Origin of the sequence: Sphingomonas spermidinifaciens (assembly GCF_002351485.1) — a bacterium.
GTDB classification, from domain to species: domain Bacteria; phylum Pseudomonadota; class Alphaproteobacteria; order Sphingomonadales; family Sphingomonadaceae; genus Sphingomonas; species Sphingomonas spermidinifaciens.
Window position 1 is genome coordinate 378,101 of record NZ_NWMW01000002.1, and the last position, 17,317, is coordinate 395,417.

Consider the following 17,317-nt stretch of genomic DNA (forward strand, 5'->3'; position numbering starts at 1 on the left):
GTATTCAACTTGCAAGGCGCGCTAGTCCCTCTCCCTCATAAAGAAGTTGGAACACGCTTTTCTCTGGAATGGGCTTGCTGAAATAATATCCCTGGATTTGGCTGCAGCCCTGTTCGCGCAGAATGTCGAGCTGTCCCGCGCTTTCGACGCCCTCAGCCGTCGTTTCCATTCCCAGCGCTTCGGCAAGCGTCGTGATCGATCTAATGATGGCAGTCGCACCGTCAGATTTGAGCAGGTCGATGATGAAGCTGCGGTCTATCTTTATCTTGTCGAAGGGGAAGCTGCGGAGGTAGCTCAGCGAAGAGTAGCCCGTGCCAAAGTCGTCGAGAGCCACGCGTACGCCGAGCCCGCGGAGGCTGTGGAGCGAAGCCAGCGTTGCCTCCGGATTCTCGATGAAAAGGCTTTCGGTGATTTCGAGCTCGAGGCGGTTGGGTGCCAAGCCTGTTTCGCCGAGTGCCTGAAGGATCACGCTCTTCAGGCCAGCATGGCTGAACTGAACGGGCGAGACGTTGACGGCAATCCGCACATGCTTGGGCCAAGCGCTCGCGACGCGGCAAGCCTCGCGGATCACCCATTCGCCGATCGGGACGATGAGCCCCGTGTCTTCGGCGAGCGGAATGAAGTCGACCGGGGAGATCAGGCCGCGCACGGGATGGTGCCAGCGAAGGAGCGCCTCAAATGCCGAGATGCGGCTCTCCGACAAGTTGAAAAGCGGCTGGAACATTAGCGACAGTTGGCCGAGCCGGATTGCGTCGTGGAGGTCGAGCTCCATCTGCCGCCTTTTCTGCGCCTCGGCATCCATGCGAGGCTCGAAGAAGCGGAAGCCGCCGCGCCCCTCCTGCTTGGCGCGATAGAGCGCTAGGTCGGCATTCTTCGAGAGCTCAATCGGATCGGCGCCGTCGGCGCCGAGGATCGCAATGCCTACGCTCGTCCCCGGCACAATGCGGTGGCCGTCGACCGTGCAGGGCTTGGCGATTAGCTGGACGAGTTCGGCGGCGCTGCGGTCGAACGAGCGATGAATGTCGTCGACCAGCATCGCGAACTCGTCGCCGCCCAGCCGCGCGACGAGACCGTCGCCGGCAAAGGTTCGCAGCCGGTCGGCAATGACGCAAAGCAGTCCGTCGCCGGTTGGATGGCCGAGCGTGTCGTTGACCGCCTTGAAATTATCGAGATCGAGACAGAACAGCGCTTGGCGGCGGTCGCCGGTCTGTAAGAGCGCACGCGCGAGATGGTCGTCGAGAAGTGTGCGGTTAGCGAGACCGGTGAGTGCGTCGTGAAGCGCCATGTGCGTGATCTGGCGCTCGCGTTCGCCGATCTCGTCGACCATGCGGTTGAAGGTGGCGGCAAGGTTGCCGAGCTCGTCGCGCGTCTCGACGGGGACCTGCGCGTAATTGCCCTCGGCGACCTTGCGCGCCGCGGCATCGAGCGCTCGAATCGGCAGCGTCAGGCGGCGGGCCAGTAACCAGCTGCCGGCTGCCGCTACCGCGACGCCTGCGATCCCGCAGCCGAGAAGTAGCCAGAGCATCGGCGCATAAGCGGCCAGCGCCCGCGTCATGCTGTAGGTGAGGACCAGCGTCTGCGGATCGTTCTGGCGGAACGAGGCGATGGGAACGGCGCGCGTCAGCATCCGCTGGCCGGCGACGAACGTTTCGCCGCGGTTGCCGGTGATTGGCACCACCGAACCCGCATCGACGATCCGCGGGGCGAGGTCGATCGCCGACAGTTTCGACAACGCCGCCAACTCACGGTGATCGACGCGGTTGCCAAGGACCAGCCAGCCGATTGTCATCGGCGTGTCGACGCTAGCCGCCGCTGCGTTGAAGCGAGCGTGGCCCAGGCGGAGCACGCCGGCGCTCGCGCCGCGGTCGAGCGCGCTGCGTAACGCTTCGGCATCGTCAGGCGGCAGATCGCCGGCAAAGCCGGTGACGCTGCCGTCGGTTCCGACGAGAAAGGCCTGATCGAGCCGCAGCCGCCCCTTCAGCGACTCGAGCGCTGAGGCGATCGTCGGAGCGTCATTGGTCGCCGCGGCTTCGCGAAAGCCGAAATCGGCGGCGAGCACGCGGCCCGCGTCGCGCAACTGCGCATAGCGCATCGTCGCAACGCGGTCGAAGACCTGCGCGCCGGCGTCCATCTCGCTCGCCACCATTCGCTCGGCATAGGCGGTGATGCCGACCTTGGCACCGAGCAGGATCAGCGCCGCCGCGAGCGCAAACAGCGCGGCATAGAAGAGCGTCAGCTTGGTCGAAAGCGACCCGCGAAGCGCGGCGTCGCCGCGGCGCAGAAGGGCGATCATCCGACGCATCGGATCAGCGCAGGGCGACTTGGATGCGGCGCGTCAGATCGCCGCTCGCCGGCACGTCGATGTCGAAGGTGACCTCGTTGTCGCGGGCGCGCATGCGGGGATGCCAGACGGTCAGCCGCGCCCGCCCCCCCGTCACTGATCGGATGATCGACATTCCGTCCGCGTCTGTCTTCATCGCGAACGGCGTGTCGACCACCTTGATGAAGCCCGCCATGCGATCGTGGATGTTGCAGCCGAGCGCAACCGCGCCGGGGCTTTTAAAGGTATAGCTGCGAGTCTCGTCGCGGCCGAACAGCTTGATCTCGAACCGCGCGGGCTTAGAGAAGCTGTATACGTGGTGACGCACCTTGTCCTCGTTGGGGAACGGCACGGTCGCGCCTGCCGGGACGATCAGCGTCGAGGGTTCGAAGCTGATGTTCCTCTGCACCATCGCCAGCTTCCAGGGGAAGCGGATCGGCCCGCTGAAGACGCCCGCTGCCGGGTGGATTGTCACGACGGCATCAGCGAGCGGCGCGCCGCTGGCGTCGACGACGCGGATGCCGACATCGCCGGCATGGGCGGGAGCGGCGACGAGGAGCGATAGGCCAAGGGCCGTGATTCGGATCATCGGCTCCGTATCGGACAAAGTTACCAAATGTCAGTAAACGCCATAATGCTGCCTTCGCGGCCCACGCTGACGGCTTGTAAACCATTATAGGCTAGTGTTGAGCCATGATTGTACCACTCTGGACCAAGGTTGCCGTGGCCGCCGGCGCGCTCGGCATCGCCGCCGCTGCCGACGCCCAGCAGATCGCCGAACCAGGCAAGTTGCTGCTGACGAACGGCATCGGGACGATCGAGGGGGCTTCGGGCGGGGGGCTGACGCCATGGGCGGTAATCGCGGGTAACGCGACTCGCGACGGCATCGGCGTCCAGGCCAGCGCCACCGCCGCCGAGCTAAAGGACTATGATTTTCAGGTTGCAGGGGTCGCGATCGGCGCCTTGGACCGGGTCGAGCTCTCTTATGCTCGCCAGCGGTTCGACACCAACTGGGTCGGCGGCGCGCTCGGCCTCGGCAACGACTACAAGTTTGACCAGGATGTCTGGGGCGCCAAGGTCAAGCTCGCCGGCGACATGGTCTATGGCAGCGAATGGATGCCCTCGATCGCGGCGGGTGTATATTACAAGCGGAGCCTCGATGCGCCGATCGTCCGCGCCGTGGGCGCGCGGAAGGCCGAGGGGACCGACCTCTATGTCTCCGCCACGAAGCTGTTCCTGCGCTGGTCGCTGCTCGCCAACGTGACGCTACGCGCGACCAACGCGAATCAGAACGGCCTGCTGGGGTTCGGCGGCGACAAGCGCAACGCGCGGACGATCCACCCCGAGGGATCGCTTGCCTATCAGGTATCGCGGCGCTTTGTGGTTGGCGGGGAATTTCGGTCGAAGCCAGACAATCTCGGCATCGCGCGCGAGGATGACTGGTTCGACGCGTTCGCCGCCTATGCGCTCAACCGCAACCTGACCGCGACGGTTGCCTTTGCCGATCTGGGCTCGGTCGCGACGGTTGAGGGGCAGCGAGGCGTTCTGTTCCAAATTCAGGGAAGTTTCTGATGTTCGCTTTCGTCGCATTCGCCGCGCTGATGACCCCGCAGGCTGCCGCTCAGGAGCAGCCGGTCGAACCCTATAAGATCGATCCCACTAATGCAGGGGCGGCCCCGTTTGCCGGCGACGGCATGGCGCGAGCCTTTGGCGGGCAGGACGGCATCAGCCGCATCGTCGACCGCTTCGTCACCGCCAATTTCGCCGATCGGCGGATCGGCGAGATCTTTATGAACCAGGACGAGGTACGCCTGCGCCGCGTACTGTTCGAGCAGTTTTGCTACATCCTCAATGCCGGCTGCACCTATACCGGGCGCGACATGCGCGCCGCGCACAAGGACATGGGCGTCCAACAGGGCGACATGAACCGTCTGGTCGAGAACCTTCAGGCGGCGATGCAGGCTGAACGCGTACCGTTTGCTGCGCAGAACCGCTTCCTTGCCAAGCTGGCGCCGATGCGCCGCGACGTGGTCGAGCGCTGAAGCGTTCAGCTCGGCGCTGTCGAACGAACTGGATCTAGCGGCCGAGAGGGCGGTAGGTTGCGGTCATGCCACGTCCTCCAAGACCGAGAGGCCGCTGCGCCACTTCAACTCGTCACCCGAAATGATACGGTTGGTGGCGCTGATGTACGTGCGCTTCCCGGTGTAGCTGGGGAACCTCGAGGACCTGCTATTCGAGCCATCTCGCGTGCATGAGCGACCGCCTTCTGGGCATCGCTCCGGAAGGAATAGTTATCTTTCTTATCAATGAAGGCTCGCACCAGAACGGCCAATTTGCGGTTCTAGCCGACATAGCTGGACTTCGACGAATCAAACGCCTTAAAATGGCAAAATGCCGTTATGCAGCACTTTCGTCATGCAGTTAAGCGGAACGGCCGTGTCGAGTGATCGTGACGCGTGTGACTGCGGCGGTAATTTGGTTAGATTGGCCGGCTTACACTTTTAAGTGGTCAACTATCGTAGTGCGATGTTGGATCTTAAGAATATTTCCATACAAGCGCTGTATCTTTGAGAACGCGACGTTTAAGGCTTGTCGCTAAAACTGACTTGGCTATTCCCGGGTGGCGGACGCATCGGGGCACGGATGCGGCCGCCATGGGAGATCGGAACTACGCTTACACTTGCCCCAAAACGAAATCTTAAGTTGCGCCAATAACTGCATCAAGCAGCCTGTGCAGTAGGGCTACTACGAAGCTTGATAATCTCGCTCGCAATTTCGCACATCGATCGAAGGCTCGATACGATTTGTGGCGTCACGATCCTAGGCCTGTTGTCGATCAGGCACATGACGCCGATCCTGACGCCGCCGGCGAATTCAATGGGATGGCCGACATAGGTCCGGATGCGTGGCTCGCCGGTCACGAGCGGACTGCCTGAAAAGCGCGCATCGTCAGCAGCGTTGGGCACCACGAAGGTATCCGGTGCGCAAAGACTGTAGTTGCAGAACGCGAATTCACGCGGGATCGAGCCACGTGCGAAGCCGTGCGCCGACTTCACCCATTGCTGACGCTCGTCGATAAAGGTGACTAGCGATGTGGGGAAACCAGTCGCCGCCGCGAGATGCGCGGTAAGGAGATCCAGCTGGCGGTCGGGCGTATCGTTTGCAATCCCCAAGCGACGAAGCGCCGCTAGGCGTAGCCGCTCGTCCATTGGTACCGGGAACGAAGCCGCCGAAGCCCCGACCGTCTTTGCGACGTGGGCCGGCGCCCGGCGGCAGGATCGCATCGGATTGGCGGGCCGCCGACGGAAAAGAGCCCTGATGGTCGCACAGAACTTGTCGGGATTACGCGAGAGATCGCGTTTGTCGATGCAGGCGTCGGCACCCGCAGCCTCGAGCTGTGACACGATTGCGATATTGGCGATGCCGTGTCCGGAGATGACGACCTTGCGCACTTCTTCCACGTCCGAGATCGACATGAGCAGCCGCTTGCCGTCGATATAGGGCATGCAAAGGTCAATGGTCACCAAATCGGGCTTCAGCGTCCGTACAAGGGCCGCGCCCGACGCAGCGTCGGCAGCGAGGCCAACGACGTCGAACCCTAGCCTGACCGTGAAAAGGTGATCGAGCGCAGCCTGCATGGTTCGTGAGTCGTCGATGACGACTACCCGTTTGCGCCCGCCAAATACCTGCCCCGTCCGAGTCATGTTGCCCCTCCGTGTACTGCTTATCGCGCACAGGGAGGCAGCCAGCCTAGCTACGGTTTCTACGGTATGTCAGTGCCTCGCCGGCTGTACGAGCGGGTCTGCAGTGGCGTTCCGCCTCGCTCAGCAACTCTTCGATACGAAAGGGCTTTCGAAGGACCGAGATGCCGTCGATCCGGTCCGACTCAATCCCCAACTCTTCCGCAAAACCAGTCATCAGCAAAATGGGCATTCGGCTGCTTTCGCTGGCCAATCGCCGAGCGAGTTCGATGCCGGTCATGCCGTCACGCAGGCGAATATCCGAAATAAGAAGCGCCGGTTCGAAGCCGCTCGTCAAGAGGTCGATCGCTTCCTCTGCCGATCCCACTTCGGCCACGCTGTACCCGGCCTTGTCAAGATGGAGCGCTAGCACCTTGCGGATCTTGGGATCGTCTTCGACCAGCAGGATGCTCTCCCGCGCGTCGTGGGGAGGGGCGGCGCGAACTGAAGGCTCCTCAACGGGCAGCAACATCGCGACGGTAGTACCCTGACCAACGACGCTGTCGATGCTGACGTCTCCGCCGGATTGCTTGACGAAGTTGTAGACCATCGCGAGGCCCAGCCCATTGCCGCGTCCGCCGATCTTAGTCGTGAAGAAGGGCTCAAACGCTCGCTCGATCGTTTCTGCGTCCATGCCTGTGCCGCTGTCGCTGACCGAGACGAGCGCGGCAGTGCCAAGCTTCGGTCCGGCATTGACCCGCCGCCGAGTCGTGATCTTGACCGTGCCGCCGGCCGGCATCGCGTCGCGCGCGTTTAGGACAAGATTCATGAGCGCGGTCTCGAACAGCGTCCGGTCGAGCCGGACCCTCCCGACCGCGGGGCTGAGGTCGGTCTGCACATGGATGCGGTCGCTGATCGTGCGCGCCAGGAGCGTGACGACGTCCTCGATCACCGCATTGACCGGCACTTCGTCCAGCTCACCGTTTTCGCCACGGGCATATTGAAGCATGCGCGTGACGAGCTTGGAGCCGCCGTCAGCCGCTTCCATGATGTCTGCCGCCGCTTCCCTCGTCAGCGAGCCATGGACTGCCTCGCTGGCGATGATCTCCGCATTGCCCAGAATAAGCGCGAGGATGTTGTTGAAATCGTGCGCGATACCGCCGGACAGCTTACCGATAGCCTCCATCCGCTGCGATTCTCGTAGCCGCGCCTCAAGGTCGCGCCGCTCGGTGACATCAGTCTGGGTGCCCATCCAAAAGGACCCACTTTGCCCGTCGTCGAGCAGCACGAGCGAAATCTCGTTCCAGAACGCGCTGCCGTCCTTGCGATAGTTGAGCAAGAGGCCGGTAAATGGTGCGCGCGCGTCGAGCGCATCCCTCATCTCGGTTCGTTTCTCGGGATTTGTTTCAGGCCCTGCAAGAAAATCGCAAGATCGACCAATCGCTTCGACAGAGGTGTAGCCAGTAAGGTCAGAGAAGGCCCGGTTCACAAAGACGATCGGACGACCATCTTGATTGGCGTCCGCGATAATCACGCTTTGCTGAATGGCGTCGAGCGCGAGTTCGCGAAGGCGGGAGATATCATAATCCTTGCTGCGGGCTGGGCGAACCTGGGTTCCGCAGCCCGGTTGATTGGCAGATGTCACGGTAGATTGGTCCGCATGTCCTCTGACTCGTCCTTATGCCGACCCGCAGCACTTAATGATCTCACCCGATAGGGTGTAACTGGATATTAAGATGTCATGATTGATGACCCCTTCTGGGGAAAGCCGACAATGCACATTTACCTTGTTGACGATGATCCGTTAGCACGTCGAATGGCCCGACGTATGCTGATCGGGACCGATGCGGAGTGCATCGAATTTGACTCGGGCGCTTCGTTTCTTGACCGTCTGGAGGCGCTAGAAACCGGCTGCGTGCTGCTCGATATCGATATGCCCGGCCGCAATGGGCTTGAGGTGCTGCATGAGGTCGCTATGCGCAAGGCGTGGCCGGTCGTCATCGTTTCAGGCTCCAATCGGGTTGATGATGCGATTCGAGCCTTCAGGCAGGGAGCAGTTCACTTCCTTCGCAAGCCGTTCCGGCGCGCGGATTTGGTGCAGACGCTCGGTGAGGCCGTAGCGCGCGAAGCCGAGCGCCAGCGTGCGGTAGCGAAGCAAGCGGAAGCTGCGCGTATTCGTCTCAGTAAGCGTGAAACTGAAGTACTGCACGCGATGAGCGCTGGGCATCAGACGAAGGCCATAGCCTGGGCGCTGGGCCTCAGCCTCCGGACGGTGGAAATGCACCGTTCGAACCTAATGAAGAAAATGAAGGCGAGAAATTCGACGCAGGCAATCTCGATCGCTCGAACCTACGCGCTTATACCGGACTCGCCAGCTGGTACCGTATAGCTGGCTTCAACACATTTTCTTGGCGATCAGCCTTTGATGAATGGTTCTAAATTACCCAATCGTCTGGCAATTCCTGAGCCGCTTCATTTTCGACTACCGACTTAATAGCGAAGCTGCGTCCACTTCGTCCAGCCAGGTGGCGCGATTATTCCGTTGGACACCTTCACCTCTTTACCGGCCCGGCGCGGCCGGAGAATCGGTGTTGGCAGAGGCGAAGCTCGACCGCGACCGCGCCAGTGGCATCGCGTGAGGAAGTTCCTGGTTGGCCTGCTCGTCGCCATCGGCGTTTTGCTGGCGGGGACGACAGGCCTTTGCATTGGCCGTTATCCTGTTTCCCTACCCAGTCTGATCAACCAGCCTCGACCGATGCTCTTGGTGTCGCCGTTTCTGCTCGTTGGCATCATCCCGTGTGCGCTCGGCGTCATCATCTCTAAAGCAGGCCTCTGTATGAAGCGTTCCTCGGACCGAGATGATGCGTAACGGAGCCAGCTGTCAGGAGGCGGCTTCAGCCCCTCGATGGCTAAAGGGGCTCAGTAACTCACCGGCCGGCGGTTCACGCTCGAACCGCAGAGACCCAGGACCGGTCGTCGGGGTCGGCCTGCCGCATTCCAAAACCCGAGACCTGTTCATCTATGCCAAGGGCAAATCGCCTCAATATCAAACATTCAGGCACGTCACCCGCACTATCGAAAGCTGCCATCCAACCCGGGAGCGCCGGAATGGGGAGAATTGGCCGGGAGGCTTCTAGGTTTGGCAAGACGGCCGCGCAGACAGCATATTTGATCACCTCTTACCCAGCAGTATTCGCACCTAGCGCAGACGTCCCGTGCTGTTGCTCAGACACACTACTGTCGCAGAGATCGCGACCTCGTCACCGAAAACCGAGAAAGGATCAACAAAGACGCAACAGCATCATGGGGTTAAGATGAGTCCTGGATCAGACTATCGTTTCACCTTCGGCTAAATGTCCATAGTGGTTGCTGAAATTGGGCGGGTCGAAACCCAAAAAGAGGCTACTCAAATCTGGCGCTCAGTCGGGCAGCTCACGACCAAGCGGCCAATGTGCTCGTCGGCAACATGGCAAGCGATTGCAGTGAGAAGCGCCGCCAGCGGCGCGATCATCATTGCTAGCGACAACCCGTTCGGCATGTCGGCTGCGGTGGCCCAGTCGCTGATCGCGCCGACGAGTAGCGGGCCAATCGCCGGCCCAATCAGGCCGGTGCCAATCAGGGCGAGACTTGATCCCATGGCCTCTCGGCCTTCTCCAGCCACCCGGTGCGCGCTGCCAAAGGCGTGCGGCAGCAGGAATGTGAAGGCGAACATCGCCGGCGTGCAGAACAGGATCGCCAACCAGCTGACCTTAACGAGCAATGCCGCGACCAGACTGGCACTGGCGAGCAGCAGCAGTGCGGCGGGCAGGCGGAGGGCGGGGCGTCCGATCCGCACTGCGCGATCGAACGCCCGCCCGCCGGTCAGCGTGCCTGCGATGCCCAGCAGTCCTTGCAGGGCACCGAAGGCCAGCCCGGCATCGGTGGCGCTGAACCCGTGGACGCGGATCAGGAACATGCCTGCAAAGGCGAACAGCGGGGCCGCCGCAAAGCCGAAGGTGACCGCAGCGATGAAAAGCCAGCGAAAGGCGGGCGATGCCAACAGGGCAAGGCTTTGACGCAGATAGGGGGTGGCATCGCTGGTTTGCGGCCGTCGCAGAGGCGGAGTGGGACCAGCCGCGAAATAGGCGATCAGCGCGATCACGCCACTCAGCGCACCTGCGCCAATCAGCGCCGCCTGCCAGCCATAAGCGTCGTTGACGGCGCCGCCAACGGCAAAGCCGGTCATGCCGCCGACCGGAATGCCCATGGTGAAGATGCCGATCGCGGTGCCGCGCCGATCGGGTCGGATGCGGCGGGCGATCAGTGTGTGGGCCGAGGGGATCGCACCGGCCTCGCCCACCGCGACCCCCAGGCGGGTGAGCGCCAGAAAGACAAAGCTCGTCGCCAGACCGCCCAGTGCGGTCATGGCGCTCCACATCAGCGCGCAGCCGACCAGTACCAGCCGCGGCGACCCGCGATCAGCGAGACTTGCGAGCGGGAGGGAAAGCAAGGTGTAGCATAGCGCGAAGGCCGCGCCGGTCATCAGGCCGATCTGGGTGTCGCTGAGGGAGAACTCAGTCTTGATCGATTCCGCCAGGATGAAGGGCAGGATGCGGTCGACCTGCGCGACGATGCTGACCAGGAAGAGGGCGACGAGCAGCTGGGCGGCCCGGCAACCGGTCAGGTAGTTCGCTTCCCCGGCGCTTTGCTCGGGCGACCCCTCGCCCTGCTGATTCAGTGGCATTCCGTCTAAACTCCGTTACAGGGCGACAACACCTTTTCGGCAAACCAAGCATATACGGCACGGAAAGAGGTTCGCGCGCAGCAGGGCAGCAGGGCAGCAGGGAAGCAGGGCAGCATTGGTTGCGCGTCGGGGGGGGCGACCACCCGGGCATAGTCGTCGCTAAACTGCGATCGGCAGCCATAGCCAACCAAGGATCCGGCGCTCGCGGCGTCGCGCGCCTCGCCGACCATCAGCCGCCGCGCTTCTGCAGCCGAAGCTGTGTGCGGAACTCAAGCGGGCTCATGTCGGCGACGGCCTTGAAATGCTGGTGGAAGGACGAAAGGCTCATTTAGGTGACTGCCGCCGCCTCCTCGATTCGATAGGTTTCGCGATTTTGTTCGCAGATCCAAAGGATCGCGCGGGCGATCTGGTTGCGTCTGCTTTCCGTCTGAGTCATCCTGCGGATGATCGCGATCGAGACCGGTGCGCAGGCGATACTGAAGTTCGCGGTGACGAGCGGTGCCAATGCGGCAATATCGTGCGGCATGCCGAGCAGTTGTAAAAGCGCGCCGCGCGATCAAGCAAGACCGGGGTGGTCGTACCCAGGGTCAACCCGACCTCCCGCGCCGGCTCGGTAGCATCGCAAAGCGGATGAGTAGCGGCGGTTTTGCCCAGTTCGGCTCGGTCCGGTTCGCGCGCGAAGGAGAGATAGGGCGGCCTCGCTCGCCTCGAACACCGATCCCATGACGGCAGGTCGATGTATGCGAGCAGATTGGAGGCCGCATCATAGACATAGGCCGGTCGCCCAGCATCACGCGCTTACGGCCTTGGGCTACGAAGCATATGGTCGGTTCATAGATGACGGGCATGGGCACGGTCGGTTGCGACGCGCGGATATCAGCCGGACCCCCGGAATGGCGGACCCCAGGAGCCGTCGCGCGGTGCGTATCGGGCGACAATCGCGGCGAACTGATCCAGGGTCGGCATGGGCGCAATGCTTTCAGAAGGCGGTCCATGGGACAAGCAGCAACTGACAAGCCCGGAGGATCGTGCAAGGATCGCGGCTGATCGTTCTAACGTAAAGCGGGGTGGAGGGATCATCTTGGGGGCAATCCAATCACCGATGGAGCCCATGATGCCCCCCCATGCCCTTGACCGTTACCGATTGCTCGGCCGATCTGGCCTGCGCGTCTCGCCTCTTGCGCTCGGCACCATGACCTTTGGCGAAGCCTGGGGATGGGGTGCCGATGCGGGCGAAGCGCAGCGCATCTTCGACCTTTATGTCGATCGCGGCGGCAACATGATCGATACGGCGGTGAATTACACCGGCGGTGAATCCGAACGGCTGCTCGGCAGCTTCATAAAGGACAAGCGCGACCGGCTGGTAATCGGTACGAAATTCACCATGGCGCGCGATCCGGCCAACATCAATTCGGGCGGCAACCACCGCTACAATCTGGTGCGATCGGTCGAGGCAAGCCTGAATCAGCTCGATACCGACCGGATTGACCTGCTCTACCTGCACGCCTGGGACTTCACGACTTCGCCGGACGAGGTGATGCGCGCGCTGGACGATCTCATCCGCGCGGGCAAGGTGCTGTATCTCGGCATCTGCAACACGCCCGCCTGGCGGATCGCGCAGCTTCAGACCATCGCCGATCTGCACGGCTGGTCGCCGCTCGTCGCGCTGCAGATCGAATATAGCCTGGTTGAGCGGACGGTGGAGCATGAGCTGATACCTATGGCCCGGGAACTGGGGCTGGGCGTGCTGCCCTGGTCGCCGTTGGGCGGAGGCATCCTGACCGGCAAATATCGGGCATCGGACCTGTCGGACGAGAATGGCGCCGATGTGGCACCGACGCGCAAGGGCGTCATCGCATCGTCGGGTCATCTGAATGCCAGCGCGCTGACGATTGCCGATTCGGTGAAGGCCGTCGCTGACGAGCTTGGGGCAACGCCATCGCAGGTGGCGATCGCCTGGACGCTGCTCAACCCCGCGGTCACCGGCCCGATTATCGGCGCGCGGACGATTGAACAGGCCGAGGACAATCTCGCCGCGCTCGACATCGTGCTGACGGACGAGCAGCGCGAGCGGCTAGACGCGGCCAGCGCCGTCGATCCGATCTTCCCGCACCGCTTTGTCAGCCGACCCATGGTCCGGCAATTGATGTTCGGCACCAATGCGCTGGCGGGAGTGGATTGAGATGCGCAGCACCATTTGGATCGCGCTTGCCCTGTCGATGGTCCCCATCGTCAGCCACGCCGCTGGACAGGCACAGCCCGGTGCCGCTCAGGGCGAGCAGTCGGCTGAGAACAAGCTGATCGTCGAGGCCGCCTTCGCCCGCTGGGCTGCTGGAGGAACGGGCTTCTTCCAGGAGGTGCTGGCCCCCGATGTCGTCTGGACGATCGAGGGATCGGGGCCGAGCGCGGGCATCTTTCGCGGGCGCGACGCGCTGCTCGCCGCCATCGCGCCCTTCACGCGGCGGCTGGCGGTGCCGGTGCGTCCGGTCGCCTACCGGGTCTGGGTGGACGGCGACCATGTTGTCATCCACTGGACCGGGGAGGCGACCACGCTGGACGGCCGGGCCTATCGCAACCGCTATGCCTGGATTTTCCGGATGGAAAGCGGCCGGGCGGTCGAGGTCAACGCCTTTCTCGATCTGGCCCCCTATGATGCGGTGATTGCGCGCGTGCCGCTGCCCCGGGAATGATCCGGGGTCAGGGCGCCGTCTGCGCCAGCAGTGCCTCGATCCGCCGCGCCGACTCCGGGGTGGCGGGATTGTAGACCAGCATCCCGAGATCGGGGCGTCCATCGACCGCGAAGACGGAGAATTCCAGCTCGATCAGCCCATGTTCGGGATGACGCAGCCGCTTCTGCCCATCGGCATGGCCGACCACGTCATTCTCGCGCCACAGCGCCGCGAACTCCGGGCTGAGCGCGGACAAGTCCTCCACGAGCCGCGTCATCTCCGTGCTGGCACCGGCGCGCGCTGCATCGGCGCGCAGGGCGCCGACGACATAGCGGGCGACGGTCCACCAATCCTCCTGCGCCGCGCGGCTGCGCGGATTGGTGAAGATCAAGCGCAGCACGTTGCGCTCCTCGCGCGGCAATTTGGCATAATCGGTTAGCAGAGTCGCCGCCGCCCGGTTCCAAGCGACGACATCCCAGGTCGCGGTCTTGATGATCGCCGGGCTAAGCGGCAGCGCGTCGAGCACGCGCTGAAGCCGGGGGGTCACATCGTCGCATGCCGGATAATGCGTTATGGGCGGCCGCCCGAGGCCGAGGATGAAGAGATGCTCGCGCTCCGGCTCAGTCAGCATCAACCCCTTGGCGAGGCGATCGAGCACGTCGGCAGAGGGCGCGCCGCCCCGACCCTGTTCCAGCCAGCTATACCAGGTCGGCGAGATATTGGACCTGAGCGCCACCTCTTCGCGGCGTAACCCCGGTGTCCGCCTGCGACCGACCGGAAAGCCGAACGCCGCCGGTTCCATTCGGGAACGGCGATCGCGCAGAAAGGTGCCCAGCGCGTTTTCGCAAGTATTCGGCATCACATTTCCTGTTAGCACAATTAATAGGATAACGTCCCTACTTTAACAGGGTAATTATGTGGTCATAGGCAGTCCCGCAACCTCAGCGGAGACTTAATCCATGCGTATTTTCCTGACCGGTGCGACCGGGTTCGTCGGCTCGCATACTGTGCCTGAACTGCTTGCCGCCGGTCACGAGGTGATCGGCCTCACCCGGTCCGAACGGGGTGCGGCTCACCTGGCCGCGGCCGGGGCGCAGGCGCATTTCGGCACCCTTGCCGATGCCGACAGCCTTCGCGACGGGGCCGAGCGCGCGGACGCAGTGATCCACACCGCCTTCGATCATGATTTCGCCAACTATGTCGAAAACTGCCGGGCGGATGCGGACGTCATTGCATTGTTCGGTTCGGTTTTGCGGGGCTCGGACCGTCCGCTGATCGTCACCTCCGCAACGGGAATGGGCGATCCCGGCGACGGCAGCCCGGCGCTGGAATCGATCTTCGATGCCGACCATCCCATCCCCCGCGTCGCCACCGAACGCGCGGCCAATGCCGTGCTGGAAATGGGCGTTGATGTCCGCGTCGTGCGGCTGCCGCAGGTGCATGATCCGGTGAAGCAGGGCCTGGTCTCGCTTTATATCGATCATGTCCGCGCCGCCGGGTCGGTTCCCTACGTCGGCGATGGCAGCAATCGCTGGTGTGCAGCGCATGTCAGCGACGTCGCCCGGCTTTATTCACTCGTTCTCGCCCAGGGCGAGCGTGGTGCGCGCTATCATGCGGTGGCGGAGGAAGGCGTGGCGTTCCGCGATATTGCGGAAGCAGTCGCCAAGGGACTGGACCTGCCGCTGCGCTCTGTATCGGCGGCAGAAGCGCCGGAGCATTTGAGCTGGCTGACGATGTTCGTCGGCATCGACATGGTGGCGTCGAGCGCATGGACCCGCCTGCGGCTGGGCTGGACTCCGGTCGGGCCGGACCTTTTGGCCGACTTGGCAGCAATGGATTACCGGCTCGATGCTGCCGTCAGCTAAGGCCGAGAGGCAGCGGCGCCAGCGGCGAACTTGCCGAGACCAGGCCGTACCCCAAACCGATGAAGGCGATATTCCAGGCAGCAAGCCCGGCACCCGTCGCTAACAGAAATCGGGTTCGATTATGGGGTACGGCACCGGCGAACAGCGGAGCGAGGATGCGGGCCGTCGGCATCAGTTGCGACGTGAACGGCAGCGCCGCTGCGCTGCGTCGCGCGGCACGCAGCATTCGGCCCCGCCGGTCCCGGCGGCGCAGCATCCGGCGTAGTCGCGGGCCGCTGAGCCGTTGGCGGGCCAGGCTTCCCAGGTGATAAGTGCCAACAACGCCCGCGCTGCTGCCGAGGACAGACACTATGGCGGCGGCGGGCAGGCACCACAGCCCCTCGGCGGCGGCCGCGCCGATCGCGGTGAACAGACCGGCCGAAGGCACCAGCGGGAACAGGCGCTCGCCCAGCGCCAGCAGGAACACGCCGCACACCCCGGCAGCGCCGATTAGCGCAATCGCCGCTCCAAGCGGGTCACAGGCGATCATGGGGCACCTTGAACGAAATTCGCCGGAAACAGGCGACCCAGTTCACCCAGCGTCCAGCCCGACCGCTCAGCAGCGGCAACCAGATCAGCGGGGAATTCGGACGGGCGCCTCGCTAGCGATGCGCTGATGGCCCGCAAAACTTCTAGCCGGGGATCGGCCAGGGGGCTGGGGCGTCGGCCCCGCAACAATTCATCTAACCAGCCGCGCGGCGGGGCGGGTTCGATGATCCGATCCGGTTCGCCGGGCAGTCGGCCCACTGTAACTGCGGCCGCGATTAGCGCCGCACTTAACGGCGCCGCCTGATCAAGACCGAAGACGGTGTGGCGATTAACCGTAACTTCGGCGGTGAGCGGGAGGAGAGGGACCATGGGTCAGAACCGATAGGACAGGGTCAAGCCGCCGACCGGCTGCCAGCGGCTGCCCTGATCGGTCACCGGGCTGTCAGCGGCGTCGCCGATCAGGTAATTGGCACCGACCCGCCCGACGATGCCAAGGCTGCGGCTGAAATAATAGCCGGCGCTGATGCCCGCCCCGACATCCCGAAAGCCCGAGCCGGCATCAAAAGTTGCCAGGCCGCTGGCAGCTGCATCGGCTGCGCTAATACCGAAATAGGTCTGCGTGTAATCCGCGTCCGCCCAGGTGGTCTGAAGATCAAACGACACGAAGCTGTCGGGCTTGCGGATCGCCATGTAGCTGGTGCTCACCGTGGCGAGCAGGCCGTTATGCACTTCCGAAATATCGTGGACGACCGACAGTTCGACCTGCATCGAACCCTGGCCCAGCCGGTTTCCTCCGAAGCGATAGCCGACATAGCCGCCCGCCTCGATCGCGGTATCGATTTCGGGCAGCAGGCCGACCGACCCGTCCACGTCGCTGCGATCGAGCCGCGCACCGATCACTGGTCCTAAGGAAAGCCGAGGATCCGAGGCGAGATCGACGCGCGCGTGCAGGCCTCGCATTTCCAGCGTCACGCCGGCCCAGCGGATATCGGCGAGCACGAAGGGGATCACGCGCAGGTCGTCGGACCCTTCATAGTCTGGTGCGAGCCCGGCACCACTGGCGACCTGGCCGTGCGGCCCTTCATCCGGCGGGCCATCCTGTGCCGCTACGGGGATCGGCATTGCGGCGACGAGGGCGATCAGGGCGGTCGAAAGCAGGCGCATGGTTCAGGTCCTTTTTCGGGGGTTGCGGCACGCCTCGAGCGACCTGACGAGGAGGGTCGCTCCCGGCAGCCCATTAAGGATTGTCGGACGGCATTGACCCATCCAGCGCAAACGCCGCTCATGAGGAGCGCGGCAGCGTTAGGAGAAACCTGCGTGTTTGAGCAGGCGGATGGACTAAATTGCTTTGAACGAGCCCACCCGTTGAGTGATTACTCGGTCCGTCTATCGCGAAAACATGAAAGTTGGCGTCGAGCCAAGTATTAGATCTTTGAAAAAAATAGGTCGGCTATAGTCCGATATTTTTAAAGCTAAGAGAAAAATCTACGATCTAATTATAAAGAGCGATTGAAACATTGTGTAGTATGTTG

At 63.1% G+C, this 17,317-nt stretch carries 17 protein-coding genes; 6 read left to right on the top strand and 11 right to left on the bottom strand.

Annotation, left to right across the window (positions count from 1 at the left end; all coding sequences use genetic code 11):
- Positions 1–4: 4 nt before the first annotated feature.
- Positions 5–2,293, bottom strand: coding sequence for a putative bifunctional diguanylate cyclase/phosphodiesterase (locus COC42_RS11925; protein WP_245844078.1), 2,289 nt, complete (start codon positions 2,291–2,293; stop codon positions 5–7).
- 13 nt (positions 2,294–2,306) lie between these two features.
- Positions 2,307–2,909 (bottom strand): cupredoxin domain-containing protein, encoded by a 603-nt coding sequence (locus tag COC42_RS11930; RefSeq protein ID WP_096343548.1) that lies wholly within the window; start codon positions 2,907–2,909, stop codon positions 2,307–2,309.
- A gap of 104 nt (positions 2,910–3,013) precedes the next feature.
- Here COC42_RS11930 and COC42_RS11935 point away from each other — a divergent pair, with 104 nt between their 5' ends.
- Positions 3,014–3,892 carry a DUF3034 family protein gene (locus COC42_RS11935; protein WP_096343549.1) on the top strand — a complete coding sequence of 293 codons (879 nt, stop codon included), beginning with the start codon at positions 3,014–3,016 and terminating at the stop codon, positions 3,890–3,892.
- Positions 3,892–4,362 (top strand): group I truncated hemoglobin, encoded by a 471-nt coding sequence (locus COC42_RS11940; protein WP_096343550.1) that lies wholly within the window; start codon positions 3,892–3,894, stop codon positions 4,360–4,362. The genes COC42_RS11935 and COC42_RS11940 overlap by 1 nt, the downstream gene beginning before the upstream one ends.
- A gap of 678 nt (positions 4,363–5,040) precedes the next feature.
- Here the strand turns inward: COC42_RS11940 and COC42_RS11945 are convergent.
- Positions 5,041–6,024, bottom strand: a complete 984-nt coding sequence (locus tag COC42_RS11945; RefSeq protein ID WP_096343551.1) for a response regulator — start codon at positions 6,022–6,024, stop codon at positions 5,041–5,043.
- Positions 6,025–6,070: 46 nt separating this feature from the next.
- Positions 6,071–7,645: an ATP-binding protein gene (locus COC42_RS11950; protein ID WP_096343552.1), complete on the bottom strand. Its 1,575-nt coding sequence runs from the start codon at positions 7,643–7,645 to the stop codon at positions 6,071–6,073.
- A 129-nt stretch (positions 7,646–7,774) separates the two neighbouring features.
- Between COC42_RS11950 and COC42_RS11955 the strand changes: the two genes are divergently transcribed.
- Positions 7,775–8,389, top strand: a complete 615-nt coding sequence (locus tag COC42_RS11955) for a response regulator transcription factor (protein ID WP_281253111.1) — start codon at positions 7,775–7,777, stop codon at positions 8,387–8,389.
- A gap of 1,017 nt (positions 8,390–9,406) precedes the next feature.
- Here the strand turns inward: COC42_RS11955 and COC42_RS11965 are convergent.
- The 4 genes from COC42_RS11965 to COC42_RS18220 form a co-directional block, all read right to left on the bottom strand.
- Positions 9,407–10,723 carry an MFS transporter gene (locus COC42_RS11965; protein WP_096343555.1) on the bottom strand — a complete coding sequence of 439 codons (1,317 nt, stop codon included), beginning with the start codon at positions 10,721–10,723 and terminating at the stop codon, positions 9,407–9,409.
- 229 nt (positions 10,724–10,952) lie between these two features.
- Positions 10,953–11,051, bottom strand: a complete 99-nt coding sequence (locus COC42_RS18250) for an AraC family transcriptional regulator (protein WP_141395842.1) — start codon at positions 11,049–11,051, stop codon at positions 10,953–10,955.
- The gene (locus COC42_RS11970) at positions 11,052–11,249 is read right to left on the bottom strand and encodes a hypothetical protein (protein WP_096343556.1); all 198 of its coding nucleotides are present in this window, start codon (positions 11,247–11,249) and stop codon (positions 11,052–11,054) included.
- 61 nt (positions 11,250–11,310) lie between these two features.
- Complete coding sequence (locus COC42_RS18220) at positions 11,311–11,718, bottom strand: AraC family transcriptional regulator N-terminal domain-containing protein (protein WP_096343557.1); 408 nt, start codon at positions 11,716–11,718, stop codon at positions 11,311–11,313.
- Here COC42_RS18220 and COC42_RS11980 point away from each other — a divergent pair.
- Complete coding sequence (locus COC42_RS11980) at positions 11,688–12,905, top strand: aldo/keto reductase (protein WP_245844080.1); 1,218 nt, start codon at positions 11,688–11,690, stop codon at positions 12,903–12,905. The two genes, COC42_RS18220 and COC42_RS11980, sit on opposite strands and share 31 nt — an antisense overlap.
- A gap of 1 nt (position 12,906) precedes the next feature.
- Positions 12,907–13,413: a nuclear transport factor 2 family protein gene (locus tag COC42_RS11985; protein WP_096343558.1), complete on the top strand. Its 507-nt coding sequence runs from the start codon at positions 12,907–12,909 to the stop codon at positions 13,411–13,413.
- Positions 13,414–13,420: 7 nt separating this feature from the next.
- On the opposite strand, the gene COC42_RS11990 is transcribed toward COC42_RS11985, so the two are convergent.
- Complete coding sequence (locus COC42_RS11990) at positions 13,421–14,251, bottom strand: helix-turn-helix transcriptional regulator (RefSeq protein WP_176484663.1); 831 nt, start codon at positions 14,249–14,251, stop codon at positions 13,421–13,423.
- 100 nt (positions 14,252–14,351) lie between these two features.
- Here COC42_RS11990 and COC42_RS11995 point away from each other — a divergent pair, with 100 nt between their 5' ends.
- The gene (locus tag COC42_RS11995) at positions 14,352–15,257 is read left to right on the top strand and encodes an SDR family oxidoreductase (protein WP_096343560.1); all 906 of its coding nucleotides are present in this window, start codon (positions 14,352–14,354) and stop codon (positions 15,255–15,257) included.
- Here the strand turns inward: COC42_RS11995 and COC42_RS12000 are convergent.
- A complete protein-coding gene (locus COC42_RS12000) occupies positions 15,250–15,786 on the bottom strand; it encodes a DedA family protein (RefSeq protein WP_096343561.1) in 537 nt (178 codons plus the stop codon). The genes COC42_RS11995 and COC42_RS12000 overlap by 8 nt on opposite strands.
- A 371-nt stretch (positions 15,787–16,157) precedes the next feature.
- On the bottom strand, positions 16,158–16,949 hold the full coding sequence (locus COC42_RS12005; protein WP_096343562.1) for a MipA/OmpV family protein: 792 nt from the start codon (positions 16,947–16,949) through the stop codon (positions 16,158–16,160).
- Positions 16,950–17,317: the final 368 nt, after the last annotated feature.